The sequence below is a fragment of the Aliivibrio fischeri genome, from assembly GCF_009727955.1.
GTDB classification, from domain to species: domain Bacteria; phylum Pseudomonadota; class Gammaproteobacteria; order Enterobacterales; family Vibrionaceae; genus Aliivibrio; species Aliivibrio fischeri_A.
In genome coordinates, this window is the sequence record NZ_WOBR01000010.1 from 303,762 (window position 1) to 322,905 (window position 19,144).

The window sequence follows — 19,144 nt, forward strand, 5'->3', positions numbered from 1 at the left end:
GAATAAACCCATTAAAGTCTATTCGATTTCTATAAAATAAAAAGAGTAAATATTGGAATAAAAAATTTCCTATTTTAAATACTCTAATGACTCATGACCGATGTAGAGGTCAATGGTAATGGCTTGATAATCTTCTGAGTTTTCAAATGATTCCATACCATTGGTGCAATACAGATAATCAATGCAATATTTGATACTGGCATCGCTAACCAAACTCCATCAATTCCAAACCACTTAGGCAATATAAGTAAGAACGGTAATTGAATTACAATATTACTAATGGAAATTACCATGGCTTTTTTGCCTTCATTTACGGACAAAAAGTAAATCGTAATCAATACAATCATGCCATCCAAGAACATCGCAAATAAGTGATAACGAATACCGACAATCGTTTCAGCAATCAAAGCTTTATCACCATTAGTAAATAATGCCGTCGTTAGCTCTGGTGAAATATTTAAAATAGTTACCCAGCCAATGCCTGTAATGACTACCCACTTCAATGCAATCTTGAAGATTTGATACACTTTTTTATTTTCTCTCGCACCAAAATAATAACTGATTGGTGGTTGAGCCCCTTCTGCAATACCTTGTGCTAGAAGGTAGTAAAGCATAAATAAGTAACCAACAATGGCATAGGCTCCCACTGTCGTTGCCGAGCCGTAATGCATCATTAACGCGTTATGCATTGCAACAACAAAGCTACCATATAAATACATCACTAATGCTGATGACCCCAAAGAGAGAGACTGCTTCGCTTTATTCCAAGAAAACAGCACTTCTTTTGATGTAATTTTAATACTTGAGCGTTGAGTAAAGAAATAACCAATACCTAAAACGGTGACACAAGCTTGAGCCAGTAACGTTGCTAATGCAGCACCAGAAAGCCCTAACCCCATCACACCAATAAACACGTAATCTAAAACAATATTAATTAATGCGCCAATAACAAGCAGGAACGTAGCGACATTTGGCGACTCATCATTTCGCACAAGCATAGGTAACGCAGTCGCACATGCAGTAAAGAAGCCTCCAAACATAAGCACATTGATGTAATCCATGGCATAGGCAAAGTTTTGACCTTCCGCACCTTGAGCAAGCAAAATGTCTTTTGCGAGTAATACAATGCAAGTGATCGCAATGATGCTTAATATCGCAAGTAGCCAAAAGCCTGTAGTTAAGGCCACTTTTGTTTTTTCTAGTCTATTTTCGCCACGGTATATGGACATAACACTGCCAGTTCCCATACCAACCATTACGCCAATAGCACCTAAAATACAAATCGCAGGCCATGCCATATTAATACCAGCAAGCCCCTCAAAACCAATATAGTGACCAACAAAGATCCCATCAATAATTTGATACAGTCCACTCACCACCATTGCTGCAATAGAAGGGATGGCATAACGCCAAAAAGTACGAGTGATGGATGAATCTGCATGAAATGTTGTCATTTTAACCTCGGTAACAACAAAGAATGGCGTGATTCTATGCTACAATTTAAGATTGAAAAAGTTAGTATCCATCTCTTTTTCGGATAATTGAGTATAGATTGTACACTATTTCTATTTTCCTCTTATTGACACATAGAAACTGTGTTATAAGCTTATGAAATAGATAAAATACTTCTGTAAATACAGACACAAAGGGCAACGTTATGATTTCTAAATGGGCAAAGCGATTCTTCCAAATGGCTGAATTAGTCGGTTCTTGGAGTAAAGACCCATCCACTCAAGTTGGTGCGGTAATCACTAAACATAATCGTATTGTTTCTGTTGGATTTAATGGCTACCCACATGGTGTATCAGACAGTGCTGATACTGATGAACGTGAAATAAAATATTTAAAAACACTTCACGCTGAAGAAAATGCCATTTTATTTGCGAAACGTGATTTAGAAGGTTGTGATATTTGGGTTACTCATTTTCCTTGTCCAAACTGTGCAGCGAAAATCATCCAAACAGGAATTTCAAAAGTATATTGTCCTGAACAGACTGAAGACTTCTTATCTCGTTGGGGTGAAAAAATCCAAGTTAGCCAAGATATGTTTTCTCAGGCGGGAGTTGAAGTAACTTGGTTACCCTTGGACACATTGAAATAATAAAAAAGCCGGATTAATAATCTGGCTTTTTATATTCTCTTTATACGTATGCAAAAGCATCGGCAAACATCTGTTCTGACTTTGCTTTTTTCTCTTCAATTAATTTTTCTTTTGCTGTTTTAGCCATCATGAAGGGTCCACAAACATAAATATCAAAATAAGTAAGATCAGTAAAATCTTCCATGACAGCATCAAGAACAGTGCCTTTTCTCCCTATCCATTCTTCACTTTTATCTTCAATAACAGGAATATAATGAAAGTTTTTGTTGTTTAGTGATAAGTTTAGTAACTCTTCATCTTCATACAAAAGAGAACTGTCTTTTACTCCCCAGTAAAGATAAATATCTTGAGGTATATTCCTATTTAAGCAATTTGTTAGAATGCTATTTATATATGATAAACCTGTACCTCCCGCAATTAATAGCAATGGATTATTACTTTCAGACCGTAACCAAGCGTTTCCATGGGGAGCATCTAACTCAATTGCGACTTCCTCAACAAGAGCATCGACAAAATATTCGATAATATCCAATGAGCAGTCTCTATTCGAACTACCAATATGCAATTCTATTTCGTGATTTTTTGTCGGGCAATTCGCAATTGAAAAAGGACATTTTTTCCCATTAATCGTGACCATTACAAATTGTCCAGCGATAAACTTTATTGGTGAATTTACAGTAATAAATACCTTATATATATTATTTCTTATTGACGCTAATACTATTTTTGAAACTCTACCATCAACAATCATAACTTAATCCTTTATATTCTTTTGTATGACATTAGCCATAGAGAGCGCGCATCCTTTTTGCGCACGTGTATTTAAGCGCCGAACAATCTCAACAGTTACCCCTGGGTAAGGATCTGGTTCTCTAATTTCTTTTACAATACCGATATCATCAGTAACAATAAAAGCAGGGTAAGCAGTTGATGAAGCGTCCATATAACTTAACAACCCGATCTCACCATCTGCTACGGGTTTCAAGGTTTCAGGATCAAGAGCCCGAGCATATACCCACGGTGGAACATGTTTTCTTTGAAATTCATCTTCAAAAAAACAAGTATTAAGCTCAACTTGATTAAAGGTATCTCTAATTTGATTAATCTTGTCGAGTTGGAAAGTATCCATTAATAATTGATTAAAATCAGCACGATCTAAAGAGTCATTTTGATTAGATTTCCATCCTCCACCAGTAATAATATGTACTCTATCTCCTCCTTTAAATTCAATATTGTTTTCTTTCATATATTGGCACAAAAGATACACAAAAAATGGTGGCCCAATTAAGCAAATGTCTTTTTTACTATTCTTAATTCTAAATAGATGTTTTACTGTTTTTTCAAAATCTATTTTGTCATTATCAACTGTAAATTCAGTCGGATAAAGTAACTCGACCAAACTCATGACATATTTAAACCAAATATTATTTGTATTGAATCTATCTGGTCCTAAATTTATCAATTCCATTTGATGCTCAAACCAATCTCCAACGTATTTCATTCCGAAGTTGACAGAACCAAGTAAGCGTTCAATGCTAAGACGATCACGTGCAATATGACTTTTTACTCCACGAGTTCCACTACTTGTATACCAATTTTCAATGTCCTCGGCTGTGACAGTATGTAATTTCTTATATTTAAAAACAGATGTTGGAAACACGGGTATTTCATCAATAGTGTGTAAATTATCACTCACATGCTGATTGATACAATAATTTCTATATTCTTCATTTCTATTGTAGTGAAAATAAAAAGCCTCACGAACTAATTTATCTCGTATTTCTTTTTGCTCTTCAAATGACCACTCTTGTGGTTTCGTCATAAAAATAAGATCATCAATTTCTGAACTAGCAATGATTTGATTTCTTTTATATTCAGTATGGGCAGTCATACCCTCTCCAGTAATACCTAATATCAACAGAAATTTAAAAAGGCAATCTAATATAGAAATTGCCTTTAATTTTATTATGGTAAATTCATTTCGATTTTTTGGTTCAACATATCAATAATATCTTTTACATCTTTAATATCAGACATTGATTCAAAGGATAATAAAATATTTTTAGACCCTGTTTTTTCCACTGCTAATTTTGTCGATTCATAATAGTCATCATGAGACCCAACAGCATTCTCTTCAATAATGCAGTTAATTTTTTCATCTCTATCCATTTGAGGGTAAGTTTCAGTGATATAGTCTTTTAAGTATTCTCTCACTTCTTCTTGAGCCGTATTTCTATCAGAATTTAAGTTCGCAATTACAGTTAATTGATGATCAACACCGGAAATATCAACACCATATTGTTGTGCTGTTTTATTATATAGAATTGCATAACGCTCTTTGGTTTCTAAATTATCCTCCCACTTAAATGTTAAAGGCAGTGCCTTTTTCGCTGCCCACATGACGACTTCTTTTGATGTAGCGGATACATATTGCTTAGGTCCATTCTCACTGTAACAGTGTGGGTTAATTGAAACCTTTGGAAAATCATAAAAGTCGTTTTGGGGATGACAATAACCTGTAGTTAATGCGTCATTAATTATTTCATAGCATGCTTCAAATTGTTGTTGCCTTGATGAGATATGACGTCTAAAAAATTCCATTTCGAAATCACTTTCGCAGTCACTAAAACCGAGAATGAAGCGTCCCTCAGACATTTGATCTAATAAACTGGCTTCTTCTGCTACACGTACAGGGTGATGGGTGGTAATTACTTGATTTAATGAACCAATATGTAATTTATTTGTTAACCCTAATAAAAAACCAGCTGCGGTAATAGGTGCTCCAACAATACCATTTTTTGAAAAGTGATGTTCATTAACAAAGGCAGTATTAAAATGATATTTAGTTGAATCAATTAACGTGACAGTCTTTACCATATTATCCAACGTTTCTTCAGATGTTGTTCCATCTTTCTGAAAGTTTAGAAAAAATAATCCAAATTTCATAACTTGTTCCTTATTATCTCTAGTATCAAATAAGTAATTTATTTAGGTTCTTTTAAGAAAGGTGCGACTTGTGTCATAAAGCGTCGCATGGAAGCAATTATTTCATCTTCAGTTCCATTAGCTTCAAATCCGCATGTAATGTTTGTAATACCCGTTGCATCAATATCACGTTGAATGATTTCAATACACTGCTCAGGAGTGCCTACAGGGTTAATACCATTGCTATAATCAACACGTCGATTGGTGTTTGTATGTCCTTGTAAAACAAAATCACGCCATTGACCTTTATGATAATCATAACCACGAGTTTGATTGCTATCATTAAAGATATTGGTCGCATTTACATATGAGTCATACCAATTTTTCAGAAACTCCCGACAAACATCTTGCGCCTTTTGTGCATCATCATCAACAGAACAAATATAAGTCATACAATGATCTATTTTAGATATATCATGACCATATTCTGTCGCAATTTCATTATAGAGTTCCATCTGTGCTTTTTTTTCATTAGTACCAATAATCCAACTAAGAACCATTGGTAGCCCTTGTATTGCTAGCCATTCTGTCGTACTTGCGGACTCAGCAGTCATACAGGTTGGTACATTTTTTGAGTACACTTTGGGATATACATCAACCTTAGGAAATTGAATGTAATCACTATCAGAGCTAATGGTTCCTGTCTGTAAGCTTTCCATTATCATCTGGTAGAAATTTTGAGTAATTGCTCGAGACTCTTCCATATCAACACCAAATACTCGAAAATCTTTATGGTATAGCCCTCGAACGGTTCCAAAATTAAAACGACCTTTCGACATTTGATCTAATAATAAAACGTCTTCTAACTGTCGAACTGGGTGTGCTGTCGGAATAACAACCCCCATAGTGCCAACATTTAATGTTTTAGTTCTTCCTAACAGGTTAGCCGCAGCAACAAATAAATTTCCCGTAAGACCAAACTCTGTAAAATGATGTTCTAAGGTCCAATATGTATCAAACCCTACCTCTTCTGAGGCGATACCAAGCCGAACAAAGCGATCCATTACTTGCTTATGAGTTTCACCTGGTGGTTGATACGAAAAACAAATATTTCCAAACTTCATACTCTATTCCTTTTTGGTGATTCTGTTTATTTAAGCCAATTCTAATAATTCATTTTCAATTTCATTTTTTAATCTACGCTCCTTAACAGTAATACTTGTAATGTCCTCAAATCGAGGTTCAATAATGTCTATCTCTAAATCCAATAAACCATCATCTAATGCTAAGGCTGCCTTCGTCACTGATTGATAAAAATTTCTTAATACAACCAAATTTTCCCCAAGATCATGTGAACTTCCAATTAGCGAATAGAGCTTACAATTACTAGATTCAATGCTATCAATGAGCTCTATAACTTCACTTTGCTTTACCCAACTATCATCGTTTGCAGTAAAAGCAATAAATGGAATCGCTAATCCTTTAACACTATTAAGTGTCGAGTCTAACGTGTCCCAATTATGTTTAAAGCAATCTGTAACAAAGACCTCCGATCCTAAATTATGACCTTCAAAGTCAAGATCTTCTGGTAACTCTGAAATAGGTAATTGCAAATAGTCATACTCCAATGCTTTTTCTAATGTATCTCTAAGATTAACGACACCTACGGCCGTAATTAAAAATGATAATTTAATTTTATTTACTACCTCATAGGCGATTCTCGCTGACAAACTAGCAGCAATCAGCCCTATTCGTTCGACACCATGATCTGTAAGCCAATCTACGACTGTAAGCAGGCTATTTTTTCCAATCGACATCGTAAATTCATTTATACATCCACTGCTTAATCCAACATGATGCAAAGAATCGTAGCGAATGACATGAAAACCGTTAGTAGATAAATACTCAGCAAGACCTGCAAAATGATCCATTCTTCTAGCAAAACCCGAAGCAATAAGTATTGTATGTTTTTTCTCTGGTACGTTCTTTTTAGGGAGTGTTTCCCAAACTCGGATAGACTGACCATTATCAAGCTTGATGATGTGATCAATCGTAAAAAAAGCACTTTCATCTTTCATATAATTTCCTTTAACTATGGGACAAAAACTAAAAACTTATCTTCCTCTAAGTAACGTGTTTGTTCGATTTCAACCGCAACATCTTTTGTCGTATAATTAAATGGTCTCTCATGCGATACAAACCTAACTAGGTACTGGAGAGGAGATAATGAATCATGAGCCCCTCCAACTCTGAAAATATTATTCATGCCTGATTCAACAATTCTTTCAACTCCACTTCTTGCTAATTTATCTCGATATTTTAATGACGCTTCCCAAGGATAAATAGAAACAGTTTGTGTTCTATTTTTATTAACAAAAGGAATTATCTCTTTAATATCAGATACTTGATGAACATACACACTTCGTGATAGCGGTTGATTTCCAAAGCTATTTGTAGGTGATACGACTATTAACCAAGCTTGCTTATCTCCCTTTCTCACTTCATATCCAGCAAATAGACTTTCTTTTTCAGTAAGAGTAAACGCCGCTTTTTCATCAAAACTATTTGAACCTTTTGGTAAAATTTTCGCGTATCGATCTAGCTGTTTTTCAAGTTCATTTAAAAATAAAGGTAAATTATCTCCTATATAATAAACGTCTTGAGTAGAGAAGCAGGCTTGCTGGTCATAGAAACAAATATCATGAGCAACCCCCATTGCTGCGGCTTCTATATCTTTAGGAGCTTCAATAATACTTAAACTTTTCTTTGGTCCAAATTTCAGAATATCGACATGCGGTGGTGAATATTTTACCGCCCATTTAATCGCCTCGTCTCCACCCCAAGCAATAACCACGTCGGCATGATTCATTATTCTTTGAGATAGAGTCATATCTTCATCATGCGGCCAATACATAACAGACATTGATTTGGTTATTGGATGGTCTGCATTAACATCAATAAAACTGGAAACTAAAGCGTTTGCAGTAAAAGGATCTGAAGACGAAGTTTTAATAATGCACTCATTTTTTGTTAAAATAGCACGCAAAATAGATGTCACTCCTGATAATGGAACATTACCAGCTAACAAGTGAACAGAAACACCTTTCGGTTGTGCTTTAACATAGCAATCACCACGTGGAAGCCATTCATCTAATACGTGTATAGAGCCCAAATCATAATTAACAATGTCATACAAAGCACTTTTAGAGCACAATAACATTGCAATCCAATTCGCTTCTAACCTTGCCATTTCATCAGAATAACCAAGATATGTTTTTAACTCACGGATATAGGTTCGTCGCCGATTATATTCTTCACTTTTCCATCGTTGACCAACGGTATATAAAAAATTCACAATCTGATTTAAATTAAGATTAATTCTATCTTTGATATTTAACATTTTTGAAACTGAACTTTCAGTAATGACAGATAATTTTACTCTATTATCATTATTTAGTTTAACTTCTTTATATGCATAATTATCAAAATCTTGAATCATTCCATTAATTATCATTGGAATACATTTATTCATTATTTTCCCTATAATATACTTAGTATTTAAAATAAATTAATGATTTAATAATATTAATTTAATACTGCTTTTTTAAACTGTTCATTAATAGGCATAGACAATACAACAGATTTAGTATCACCTAATACATGAATTTCTTTGTCTCCAATACGATGACAAGGAACTTTAATACGCTTTAAAAACCGCTCTATTGCTGTTGATGTTACTGTTACATATTCTGTAATACCTTGACTAACAGCGTGTTTATATATAGCTTCAAATAGTTTCATTGTAATTTCACTAGCAGAGTTATTTATCTTTGAGCTATTTTTACCTACAGCAAAACGACTTAATTCGACTATATTAGGATCTTTGGGAGCACTCTGTTGACCAAGCAATTCAGGAAAAACACTTTTCAACATATAATCACCCGTAGTAGGTAATAAACGCCAGCATCCACTTACATTTTCAGTATCATCACAAGCATAAATATATTCTGCATTTGAGTTATCATACTCATCTGATTCAAGATTATTTTCTACAACTAAGTCCCACTCAAGTCTTTGCTTAAATACTTGATAACGAAGACTTAGAATACCTTTATACTCCTCCGATGGAATTGCCAAAAAATCCGATTTTTTTATCATTATAGTCATACCAACCTCCCTTGCGTTTAATCGACTATAACAAACCATTTTCTTACGTAAACCTGTACGATCCTACAGGTACTCATGTTAACCAATTGTATTTCAAGCGATACAATAGTGTGACAAAAATCCAATTTATTAGAATCAAATGTCAATCTATTACTGTTTTAATGATATATAACACGCAAAACTTGCGACAAACAATAGGTAAGGATAAAGAGATGGGTATGAAAGACATAAATGCCAACGACACTTACAGAATAATTAATAAAATTAAAGCTTGTAGAAGCAATAATGATATTAATCAATGCTTATCTGATATGACTAAAATGGTACATTGTGAATATTATTTACTCGCGATCATTTATCCTCATTCCATGGTTAAATCTGATATTTCAATTCTAGATAATTACCCTAAAAAATGGAGGCAATATTATGATGACGCTAATTTAATAAAATATGATCCTATAGTAGATTATTCTAACTCCAATCATTCACCAATTAATTGGAATATATTTGAAAACAATGCTGTAAATAAAAAATCTCCAAATGTAATTAAAGAAGCGAAAACATCAGGTCTTATCACTGGGTTTAGTTTCCCTATTCATACGGCTAACAATGGCTTCGGAATGCTTAGTTTTGCACATTCAGAAAAAGACAACTATATAGATAGTTTATTTTTACATGCGTGTATGAACATACCATTAATTGTTCCTTCTCTAGTTGATAATTATCGAAAAATAAATATAACAAATAATAAATCAAACAACGATTTAACCAAAAGAGAAAAAGAATGTTTAGCGTGGGCATGCGAAGGAAAAAGCTCTTGGGATATTTCAAAAATATTAGGCTGCAGTGAGCGTACTGTCACTTTCCATTTAACCAATGCGCAAATGAAACTCAATACAACAAACCGCTGCCAAAGTATTTCTAAAGCAATTTTAACAGGAGCAATTGATTGCCCATACTTTAAAAATTAAGTACGTAAGTAAAGCTTTATACCTATAGGTTTTTCTCTTTGTTACTCTGTTTTTTGTGGAAAATTGATCTCATACATTTCCATGAAATCTTGACGAATAAGCTGCTCTAAGTGAGAGGCTTTTTCTGTTGGGCAAAAGATCATGTAATGCACTTTTTGATCCCCCATTGACGTCGTCGTAATGTGGATATGAGGTTCTGATCCAGGAAGATCCACACCAGCATGCTTCTCGATTACGCTGTTATAGCGTCGTGCTACTTCAATAAATTCTTCACTATGAACATCTATCTTTGCCAATAAATCAGGTAACATTGGATATAGATTCACGAACTCTTTAACACAGATTGAGAAGTTATGATAAACATAACGCTTCATGAAATTCAGGTTTTTCACTGGGTATGTAAAGAACATACTGTTTGGAAGCGTAGCTGTTTTTCCTGTGTAATCATATTGCCCATGGTGCAAATCAATCTCTTGAATAACCGTAGCCATCATATTGTGCTCAATAACTTCCCCACACAAAGAGCCCACTTCAATCCAATCACCGATTCGAAATGAACGGGAACTGGCACGTTGAATCGACCCCGTAAAACACAAAATGATTTCTTTAGATGCCACCACAATTGCAACGGCAATAGCTGTAACGGATAAAGCAAATTCATTTATCTCTGATTGCCATAAAATAAATAACGTAATGACAATTACAGTAAACGAGCCGTTTTTGGTTCGAGAAATCCATTTACGCTGATCTTCAGTTAAGAAAGCAATATCCCCGCGAATGTGCTTTACTGCATAATGGCGTATTAAGAAGATGAAGCTAATAATCAACACACTAAAAATCATCTTATGTGTTAATAAAAAATCTATTACTAGTAACAGTCTATCCACGCTTACCTCTTCTATTTACTGCTTTATTACTTAACATCTAGCAGTAAATATCCCATAGGTAGACCATAATTTCATCCCCATCTATCGATTTACTCGAACTTGATTCACTTTATCATCACATTAATAATCCTTTTGATTAAGAATGAGTCACTTCTGAACACTCACCTTCGATGATTCTTGCTTCTTTATCTTCGTTTGATTTCATTTTACTGTTATGTGTTTTTGACATAAAAAAGCCAACAATACTTAATCCCACAGCAAAAAATAGACTTGAAACCAAAACAAAAAAACCAACGAATAAAGCAACAATAGTAGCTAATAACTGTTTCATATTTTATCTCTGATAATGAATGAGATTTTATAATATCAAGCCAATTCTGAACGTTAGATGAACAATCAAATCATAACTCAAAGTAATGCTCTCAAATAAATAACAAATAAATCAACAATGAAACACTTCAATATAAAAATCTACATTTTCAGATAGATCACAAAATATAAAACTATTTATACAATCTTTTATTTATAGAAATACTTTTTGATAATTATCAAACCCTTCAAAATCGATTCACGCAAAATACCCCTAAATGGTTAATCCAATACAATTTCTAATCTTTAAATTTTAAACGAGGTATTTATGACTCAATCGGCTGATAAAGCGCGTAAAGTCGGTATTGGCAGTTATGTGGCTCTGGCCTTTGCTGTTGTGTTCTTCTCTGGCTTTATGCAATCAAATGAATGGTATGGTGTTTTTGACTTTACAACGCTAAACGGCTCATTTGGTAAAGTGGCATATTCTGTTTCTGAAACTGCGGACGGCGTTCAAGCTGCAACAACCTCTCTTCGTGGTAAAGGCGGTAGCGGTGCTCGTGACGGTTTCATTTTTGCATTAACTCTTATTCCTACCGTTATGTTTGCATTAGGTATGATTAACGTTCTTGAGCATTACGGTGCACTTGATGCAGCTCGTAAGCTTCTTACTCCTCTTCTACGTCCATTAATGGGTATTCCAGGTAACTCTGGTTTAGCATTAATCGCATCATTACAGAGTACCGATGCGGGGGCTGCGATGACTCGTCAACTAAAAGACGAAAAACATCTAACCAAGCGTGAGACTGACATTTTCACAATGTTCCAATTCACAGCTGGTGCAGCAATTGTAAACTTCTTTTCATCTGGTGCGGTATTATTCACTCTAACTAACCCAGATGGCTCTTTAGCTGTTCCATCATCAATTGGTCTAGCTGTTGTTGTTATGTTTGCTTTCAAATTTGTTGGTGCAAACCTATTCCGTATTTACCTAAATATTACTGAAGGTAAAGAAGGACAAGATGACGACAAACAAGATAAAAAAATGACTGAGGAGACAGCATAATGAGCGACGTTAAAGCAAAAAAACCTATGGTTACAGACATCTTTGTTGAAGGCGCTAAAAAAGGCTGGGTTATTGCTACCACTTCAACAGTTCCTAACGTATTAATGGCATTTGTTATTATCAAAGCACTGCAAATTACAGGTGCACTTGATTTAATGGGTTCTATCTTCTCTCCAATTATGGCTATCTTTGGTCTTCCTGGTGAAGCTGCAGCTGTATTAATTGGTGCTTGGATGTCAATGGGTGGTGCAGTTGGTGTGGTTATTACTCTGTTTGACCAAGGCATTCTAAATGGTGCGCACATTGCTATTCTTGCACCGGCCATTTACCTAATGGGCTCACAAGTACAATACATGGGCCGTATCATGGGTCCTATCGGTACTGAAGGTCGCTATATCCCAGTAATGATTGCTATCTCAGTATTAAACGCATTCGGTGCAATGTTTGTTATGAACATGATTCTATAAGGATTTCAGATGAACTTTTCTCTAAACGATTATCTTGAAGAACTACGCCCTCTTATTGATGTAGACTGCGGTACTTACACAGTTGAAGGCATTGAAGTTATTGCTAATCAAATGGCAGCAAAATATGAAGCAATGAATGGCTGGTCTATTAAGCGTATTGATTGTGGTAAAGCAGGCGTTGGTCTTGAAGTTCGTAACAAACCAGAAGCTGAACATATTGATGTGATGATGATTGGTCACATGGATACGGTTTTCCCAGTAGGTACAGCAGCTGAACGCCCAATGTCTTTAGATGCTGAAAAAGCATATGGCCCAGGTGTTTCTGATATGAAGTCTGGTCTATTAAACGTGGTATATGCACTACGTAACTTAGACCAAACAGTATTAGATAAACTGTCTATCTGTGTTTGCATGAACCCAGATGAAGAGACAGGTTCTTTAGATTCAGTTGATTGGATCCAAGAAACAGCGAAAAAAGCGAAAAACGTATTGGTTGCAGAAGCGGCTCGTGCAGATGGTGGCTTAGTTAAAGCTCGTAAAGGCATGGCTCGCTACAAAATGACCTTCAACGGTAAAGCTGCTCACGCTGGCAATGAACCAGAGAATGGCCGCAGTGCGATCACTGAAATGGCTAACTGGATCTTAGCGACAAACGCAATGACTAACTTTGAATCAGGCACGACGTTAAACGTAGGCGTGGTTTCTGGTGGTGCGGGCGCAAACATCGTTCCTGATTTAGCAACAGCTATTGTTGATGTTCGTTTCTGGGATAACGCAGAATATGACCAAGTAGATACAAGGTTAAATGGTATGATCGAAACGCCATTTGTTGACGGTGTATCAATTGAACTGGTTCGTGAAGCATATAAACCTTCTATGGTGCCATCAGAGCAAACTGAGGCGCTAATGGCCATGATTGAAGAATCAGCTCAAGAGCTAAACATTGATATCAACTGGAAAGAAGTGGGCGGCGGCTCTGATGCTAACAACACTGCAATCTTAGGTGTTCCAACGTTAGATGGTTTAGGCCCTATCGGTGCAGGTTTCCACAGCGCTGACGAGTACTTACTGCTTGAGTCAATCGAACCACGCATCAAGTTATTGATGAACGTATTGACTAAATTAGCTAAGTAACATTTGTGATATAACGATAACAACGCTTTTAGCTAGGTAACAAAATAAAACAGCGAGCATTTGGCTCGCTGTTTTTTTATCTTTTTTAATCAATACGTCTTTAATTAATACGACACGGTTTTCATATATTGTTTGGGGGTAATACCAAACTGCTGATGAAAACGTTGACTAAAACGTGTTTCAGATTGATATCCACACTGTAATGCTAGATCTAACTGACTCTGCTTTCTCTCTTGCATTAAAGAGAGAGCATGACTCATTCTTACGTTCGCTAATACTGTTCTAAAATTAGTTCCATCTTGATTCAATCGACGGATCAACGTCGCTCGACTCATAGAGAAAGCATGTGATACTTCATCTAACTGATAATTTTCTGCAGGATCTTTGGAAAAATAAGCACTCAGTTTATTTTGCAAAGAATCATGGGATTCTGAGAATAAAACATGCAATGCACCAACTTCTACTAGCTGCTGATAAAAGGCAAATAAATGATGTTTTTGCACATTAGAGCTTAAATTCTGAGAACTCATCTCGATTAGCAAAGAAAAACCATACGCTAATGTTGAAGAAACCTTAATAGCGTTAAGGTGTTCATATTTACGTCGGTTTTCTTTACTCACCTCTATCATTTCAAGAGTAGGTGGGAACAAAAAACAGAGCTGAACAGAATAAAAATGATCTTTTGTTGGCTTATTAATAAAACTCAGATCTTGATTGGCAGCAGTTAATAGCCATGATTGAGCATCAATATCATAATTATCAGTACCTTGAAATACCGTTTTTATGCCAGATTTTACCCAGATAATACTTGGAGCATAAATATGAACATTACGTAAATGCTGATCATTAACGCCTGAATACGTTTGTATCTTAAGCAGTGATTCGCTCATTTTATGCTCCTAGTTCTTATCAATTAACGCACATACGTTGCTGTTAATACCGCTTTGTCTAATGCCATGCTATTTAAAGTATAACCAACTACTGCAGGTGAAATGTCTGCTGGTAAATCAATTTTTTCTTGTGGCAATGCCCACACAGTATATTGGTATCTGTGCATGCCATCACCTTCTGGAGGGCAAGCACCACCGTAGCTCATTGTGCCGAAATCATTCTTAGTTTGTAAGATATTTTTCATTGCCGAGCCTTGCTCAATGCTGTGTACATTTGCAGGAATATTTAGAGCCAACCAATGCCACCAACCACTGCCTGTAGGTGCATCTGGATCAAACACAGTTATAGCAAAACTTTTTGTTCCCTCTGGTGCATCTTTCCAACTTAATTGTGGAGAGATATTATCACCAGTACAGCCCATACCTGAGAAAGTAAACTTGCTATTCATCAATTGACCTTCATGTACATCAGTACTTGATACTTCAAAAGCTTGGCTAGAGAATGATGCAAGAGTAAGTAACACCAATAATGCTTTGTTCATAATAATTTCCTTCACTGTTTATAGAGTGTTCTAATTAAGTACAGGAACATTATTACGAATAAAACAAGCTAAAAACCAACACAAAGTATCAACTGATAATTAAACTAAACTTATTTTGATACTTTTAGCAAAAAAATATTAATTACGAAGCTCTAAGGTATACATCATTGTAGACGCCATCTCATCACCACCTTCAGGTGGCGCTACTATTCCAAACTTTGTATTTTCAAAGAAAAGATAAAAAGTAGTATCTGCAGTTAATCCATTTCCAAGTGGTAACCAGCCTGATTGGTGTTTTCCAGAAAGAGGAGGAAATGCAAACTCAAAATTCAACAACGCATTCTCAAAATCACCATTTTGAGTTTCATCTTTCCAGTCTTGATAAGCAGCTTGATCAATAATATAAGATTCAGACAACACATGATTAATGTCTTGTACTGATATATTCACTTCTTGATTTGGCTTCAATGTGAACTCTACAACTTTGTAATCATTTGGAGATATTAAAATTGAATCTATATTATTTTCATCTTCTGTGTCGCACCCAACCAATAGCCCTAGAAGTGCAACAGGTAACACTTTCTTTATATTCATAAAATCAATCCAACACATAAAAACAAGTCATATTAAGTATGGTATGTTTTTTCATAAAAAAAAGCCACTTAGGACTAACTAAATGGCTTTTGGCGCATACACTTTAGGAGCAATATGCTTTTGGGGATACGGTTATACTAGGCTAAAAACAGCACATGAAAAAGTGAACACTTCACCCAGTATCCTTTCCCCTTTATACTAAGAGCAATAATAGTATTTTACGCATAGGCAAAACATGAAAAGTAGTGATATTTTACTTGGAAAACTCAATACAGAGTTCAAAACCGTCTCTGCAATGATTGAGATTTATTGTAAAAAAAACCACCACTCTGAAACACTGTGTGAAGAATGCCAACAATTGATGGACTATGCAGAAGTACGATTAGATCGTTGCCCCTATGGCGAGAATAAACCAACCTGCAATACCTGCCCTATTCATTGCTACAAGCCCGAACCAAAAGAACAAATGCGTCTTGTTATGCGCTTTTCAGGCCCAAGAATGCTACTGCATCACCCAATATTGGCGATTCGTCATCTATTATCAGAAAAGAGAAACGTTGCAGATAAGCCACAACCTAATGCTTCAAACCGTCATATTCGACTTAAGAATGGAAATAAAAAATGAACTGGACATTAGACCAACTGAATGCTTTTGTAACCTCAGTAAAATGTGGTTCTTTTTCTGCTGCAGCACGTCAAATGGGGAAGGCGCAGTCACGAATTAGTACCGCAATTTCCAATTTAGAGACAGATCTTGGATTTGAACTGTTTGATCGAAGTGCTCGTTTACCTGTTTTAACTCAAGATGGCGAAGATATGTTTGTAGAAGCTCAAGCTATTTTAGAGCAATGCGAACGACTACAAGCTCGAGCAGATACTGTTGCAACCGGTGAAGAAATCGCACTCACTGTTGCATTAGATGAAGCAGTACCTATTGACGTATTTGAAGATTTCTTTCAAAAAATCTCTGCTAAATTCCCGCTATTAAAACTGACAATTATTAATGGATCTCAGGCCGATATTGCACGATGGGTTGATGAAAAAAAAGCAGATCTTGGTTTTTTATTTCGAGTTAATGTTCTATCAGATTCATTAGAATATTTATCCCTTGGCTTTTTTAATCAGGCATTAATTGTCTCGCCAGAACACCCTTTATCTCAATTTGAAAAGCCAACGTTGATCCAGCTAAATCAATATCGACAATTGGTTATTCGAGATCGTGTAGGCCACTCTCAAGAAAAACCAATTTCGGCCAATCACTGGTATATCGACAGCTATTATTATATTACCGCTCTGGTTATTCGCAGTGTTGGTTGGGCATTAGTTCCTGAACACATATTAGAATCAGGCTGGTATAAAAACCAAACTCAAAAACTATCTACTGATCATATCCTTGATACATTACAAATTGAGTGGGGAGTAGTAAAACGTAGAGACAGCGGTATGGGCAATGTTATGGAGTGGATGATAGATGAAATCGAACACACATTTAAAAAACAATAAGAAGATCATGGAATGATGAAAGCACAACTCAAAACACATTTATTAAATAACGAAACGGTTGATTTATATGAGCTGTTTCATCAATTACAACCTATTTCGATTTATGAAGTAATTAATCAATTACATCAACTTAAGCATGAATTGGCCTTAACCACTAAACTGAGTCCTTTGGTTTCTCAAATTGATGGTCTATTACCAAAATTAAATGTCATTGATAACCCAAAAGATCAAATTGAGTGGTTATGCACAGAAATTGATATTGCACAACGAGGACATAGTATGAGCCGTTATATTCATTTGGTTGATTCTCATAGCACCTTTACCCCTAAAGCTGATCTTGTTCTTTTTGGTGATTCAATTACCGAATGGGGACCATGGCAAGACGTATTCACCCATATTCCTCATGTGAATCGTGGCATTGCGGGGGACACTACTTTTGGCATGTTGCGAAGAATTGAAACGACTCTAGCAGTACAACCGAAGCTTATTACGATCATGGCTGGTATTAATGATTTGAGCCAAGGTTTTTCTGTGGATTCTGTCTTTGATAATTACACAAAAATCTTAGCTTATTGGCAACGAAACAATTGTGAAATTCTAGTTCAAAGTACATTATTTTGTGGCCAAAAACTGGTTCACCTTAATGCTCAAGTTGCAGAGTTAAACGGTCGTTTAGTTACCTACTGTCAGCAGCATCAAATCAATTATCTAGATGTAAATGCCGTTCTTTGTCCGAATCAATTCTTATCAAATGAATTTACATGTGACGACTTACATTTAAACGCTCGAGCCTATTCAACTTGGATTAACTTACTCCAACCTAAAATAGAAACCTTATTACCATAAATAAAAACGGCTCATCTATTAAATGAGCCGTTTTTTTAAATAAGACTTGAGAATCTTAGCGAGCTTTTAGTTCAGCTAAAACCTCAACCATAGAAGGCAAAATACGATGACCAAGTTCAATAACATCTTGGCTTGGTTGTACTAAATCAGGGATTTGGTAAGTGATCATTGTTGCAGCAACCGCCGCACGAGTTCCATTATTAGAATCTTCAAATGCTAAGCACGTTTCAGGAGCAATACCTAAACGTTCCGCTGCTAAAAAATAAATTTCTGGATGTGGCTTACTGTTCTCAACCTCACACCCCGTAGCAAGTACATCAAAATAACCATCAAGACCCGCTAATGCTAATTTCTTAATAGCGATATCATTTTGAGTTGATGTAGCAACAGCCATTGGGATCTTATTGGCTTTTAACCACTCTAACAGCTCAATAACGCCTTCTTTAACAGGAATAGCTTGATTCTGAACTATAGAAAAATAACGGATACGCCACGCTTTATTTAAAGCAGGGTAATCGATATCAGGACCATAACCTGCACGGAAAAGCTCTTCAATACGTTTAGCGTTACAGCCAATCCCCGACAGATAAACATCTTCAAGAAATGGAACATTCTCTGCTTCACATGCTTGTTGAAACACGGACATACACACTCTTTCTGTATCGAGAAGTAGTCCATCCATATCGAAAATTGCAGCTTTAAATGTCATGAGAAACCTTATGTATGAATAGCAAAAAAACGT

Annotated in this window: 22 protein-coding genes; 8 read left to right on the plus strand and 14 right to left on the minus strand. The window is 35.6% G+C overall.

Going from position 1 to position 19,144, the window contains the following annotated elements; genetic code table 11:
* Positions 1-83: 83 nt before the first annotated feature.
* A complete protein-coding gene (locus GNP81_RS14510) occupies positions 84-1,454 on the minus strand; it encodes an MATE family efflux transporter (protein WP_155673876.1) in 1,371 nt (456 codons plus the stop codon).
* A 203-nt stretch (positions 1,455-1,657) separates the two neighbouring features.
* Between GNP81_RS14510 and GNP81_RS14515 the strand changes: the two genes are divergently transcribed.
* Positions 1,658-2,101 carry a dCMP deaminase family protein gene (locus GNP81_RS14515; protein WP_011263737.1) on the plus strand — a complete coding sequence of 148 codons (444 nt, stop codon included), beginning with the start codon at positions 1,658-1,660 and terminating at the stop codon, positions 2,099-2,101.
* A 40-nt stretch (positions 2,102-2,141) separates the two neighbouring features.
* Here the strand turns inward: GNP81_RS14515 and luxG are convergent, their stop codons facing one another.
* The 7 genes from luxG to GNP81_RS14550 all read right to left on the minus strand — a co-directional run bounded on the left by luxG (position 2,142) and on the right by GNP81_RS14550 (position 9,193).
* Entirely contained in the window at positions 2,142-2,852 is a 711-nt protein-coding gene (gene luxG, locus GNP81_RS14520; RefSeq protein WP_005423444.1) for a flavin mononucleotide reductase LuxG, read from the minus strand.
* A 3-nt stretch (positions 2,853-2,855) separates the two neighbouring features.
* Positions 2,856-3,992, minus strand: coding sequence for a long-chain-fatty-acid--protein ligase LuxE (luxE, locus tag GNP81_RS14525; protein WP_155672561.1), 1,137 nt, complete (start codon positions 3,990-3,992; stop codon positions 2,856-2,858).
* Between the two features lie 74 nt (positions 3,993-4,066).
* The gene (gene luxB / locus GNP81_RS14530; protein ID WP_155672562.1) at positions 4,067-5,047 is read right to left on the minus strand and encodes a luciferase subunit beta; all 981 of its coding nucleotides are present in this window, start codon (positions 5,045-5,047) and stop codon (positions 4,067-4,069) included.
* A 38-nt stretch (positions 5,048-5,085) separates the two neighbouring features.
* The gene (luxA, locus tag GNP81_RS14535; protein WP_005423453.1) at positions 5,086-6,150 is read right to left on the minus strand and encodes a luciferase subunit alpha; all 1,065 of its coding nucleotides are present in this window, start codon (positions 6,148-6,150) and stop codon (positions 5,086-5,088) included.
* Between the two features lie 30 nt (positions 6,151-6,180).
* Complete coding sequence (locus tag GNP81_RS14540; RefSeq protein ID WP_155673877.1) at positions 6,181-7,104, minus strand: acyl transferase; 924 nt, start codon at positions 7,102-7,104, stop codon at positions 6,181-6,183.
* A gap of 14 nt (positions 7,105-7,118) precedes the next feature.
* On the minus strand, positions 7,119-8,558 hold the full coding sequence (gene luxC / locus GNP81_RS14545) for a long-chain-fatty-acyl-CoA reductase LuxC (protein WP_155673878.1): 1,440 nt from the start codon (positions 8,556-8,558) through the stop codon (positions 7,119-7,121).
* Positions 8,559-8,611: 53 nt separating this feature from the next.
* Complete coding sequence (locus GNP81_RS14550) at positions 8,612-9,193, minus strand: acyl-homoserine-lactone synthase (RefSeq protein ID WP_005423459.1); 582 nt, start codon at positions 9,191-9,193, stop codon at positions 8,612-8,614.
* A 218-nt stretch (positions 9,194-9,411) separates the two neighbouring features.
* On the opposite strand from GNP81_RS14550, the gene luxR reads away from it, so the two are divergent.
* Positions 9,412-10,164, plus strand: a complete 753-nt coding sequence (gene luxR / locus GNP81_RS14555) for an autoinducer binding domain-containing protein (RefSeq protein ID WP_215832512.1) — start codon at positions 9,412-9,414, stop codon at positions 10,162-10,164.
* A 41-nt stretch (positions 10,165-10,205) separates the two neighbouring features.
* On the opposite strand, the gene GNP81_RS14560 is transcribed toward luxR, so the two are convergent.
* On the minus strand, positions 10,206-11,006 hold the full coding sequence (locus tag GNP81_RS14560) for a mechanosensitive ion channel family protein (RefSeq protein ID WP_012534908.1): 801 nt from the start codon (positions 11,004-11,006) through the stop codon (positions 10,206-10,208).
* 181 nt (positions 11,007-11,187) lie between these two features.
* Entirely contained in the window at positions 11,188-11,382 is a 195-nt protein-coding gene (locus tag GNP81_RS14565) for a hypothetical protein (protein ID WP_155673880.1), read from the minus strand.
* A 306-nt stretch (positions 11,383-11,688) separates the two neighbouring features.
* Between GNP81_RS14565 and GNP81_RS14570 the strand changes: the two genes are divergently transcribed.
* From GNP81_RS14570 to GNP81_RS14580, 3 genes are read left to right on the plus strand one after another with little or no spacing between them, the layout of a single operon-like run.
* Positions 11,689-12,426, plus strand: coding sequence for a nucleoside recognition domain-containing protein (locus tag GNP81_RS14570; RefSeq protein ID WP_005423467.1), 738 nt, complete (start codon positions 11,689-11,691; stop codon positions 12,424-12,426).
* Complete coding sequence (locus GNP81_RS14575; RefSeq protein ID WP_005423470.1) at positions 12,426-12,893, plus strand: YjiG family protein; 468 nt, start codon at positions 12,426-12,428, stop codon at positions 12,891-12,893. Before GNP81_RS14570 ends, GNP81_RS14575 begins: the two co-directional genes overlap by 1 nt.
* Before the next feature lie 9 nt (positions 12,894-12,902).
* Positions 12,903-14,027 carry a M20 family metallopeptidase gene (locus GNP81_RS14580; RefSeq protein ID WP_155673881.1) on the plus strand — a complete coding sequence of 375 codons (1,125 nt, stop codon included), beginning with the start codon at positions 12,903-12,905 and terminating at the stop codon, positions 14,025-14,027.
* Positions 14,028-14,131: 104 nt separating this feature from the next.
* Here the strand turns inward: GNP81_RS14580 and GNP81_RS14585 are convergent, their stop codons facing one another.
* From GNP81_RS14585 to GNP81_RS14595, 3 genes are all read right to left on the minus strand, one after another.
* Entirely contained in the window at positions 14,132-14,917 is a 786-nt protein-coding gene (locus GNP81_RS14585) for a helix-turn-helix transcriptional regulator (protein ID WP_155673882.1), read from the minus strand.
* 23 nt (positions 14,918-14,940) lie between these two features.
* Entirely contained in the window at positions 14,941-15,459 is a 519-nt protein-coding gene (locus GNP81_RS14590; protein WP_054775189.1) for a YbhB/YbcL family Raf kinase inhibitor-like protein, read from the minus strand.
* Positions 15,460-15,597: 138 nt separating this feature from the next.
* Complete coding sequence (locus tag GNP81_RS14595) at positions 15,598-16,053, minus strand: hypothetical protein (RefSeq protein ID WP_155673883.1); 456 nt, start codon at positions 16,051-16,053, stop codon at positions 15,598-15,600.
* A gap of 235 nt (positions 16,054-16,288) precedes the next feature.
* Here GNP81_RS14595 and GNP81_RS14600 point away from each other — a divergent pair, with 235 nt between their 5' ends.
* From GNP81_RS14600 to GNP81_RS14610, 3 genes are read left to right on the plus strand one after another with little or no spacing between them, the layout of a single operon-like run.
* The gene (locus GNP81_RS14600; protein ID WP_155673884.1) at positions 16,289-16,678 is read left to right on the plus strand and encodes a nitrous oxide-stimulated promoter family protein; all 390 of its coding nucleotides are present in this window, start codon (positions 16,289-16,291) and stop codon (positions 16,676-16,678) included.
* On the plus strand, positions 16,675-17,556 hold the full coding sequence (locus tag GNP81_RS14605) for a LysR family transcriptional regulator (protein WP_155672567.1): 882 nt from the start codon (positions 16,675-16,677) through the stop codon (positions 17,554-17,556). The genes GNP81_RS14600 and GNP81_RS14605 overlap by 4 nt, the downstream gene beginning before the upstream one ends.
* Positions 17,557-17,568: 12 nt before the next feature.
* Complete coding sequence (locus tag GNP81_RS14610; RefSeq protein WP_419465707.1) at positions 17,569-18,402, plus strand: SGNH/GDSL hydrolase family protein; 834 nt, start codon at positions 17,569-17,571, stop codon at positions 18,400-18,402.
* A 55-nt stretch (positions 18,403-18,457) separates the two neighbouring features.
* Here GNP81_RS14610 and GNP81_RS14615 read toward each other — a convergent pair whose 3' ends face one another.
* The gene (locus GNP81_RS14615; protein WP_005423487.1) at positions 18,458-19,111 is read right to left on the minus strand and encodes an HAD family hydrolase; all 654 of its coding nucleotides are present in this window, start codon (positions 19,109-19,111) and stop codon (positions 18,458-18,460) included.
* Between the last annotated feature and the right edge of the window lie 33 nt (positions 19,112-19,144).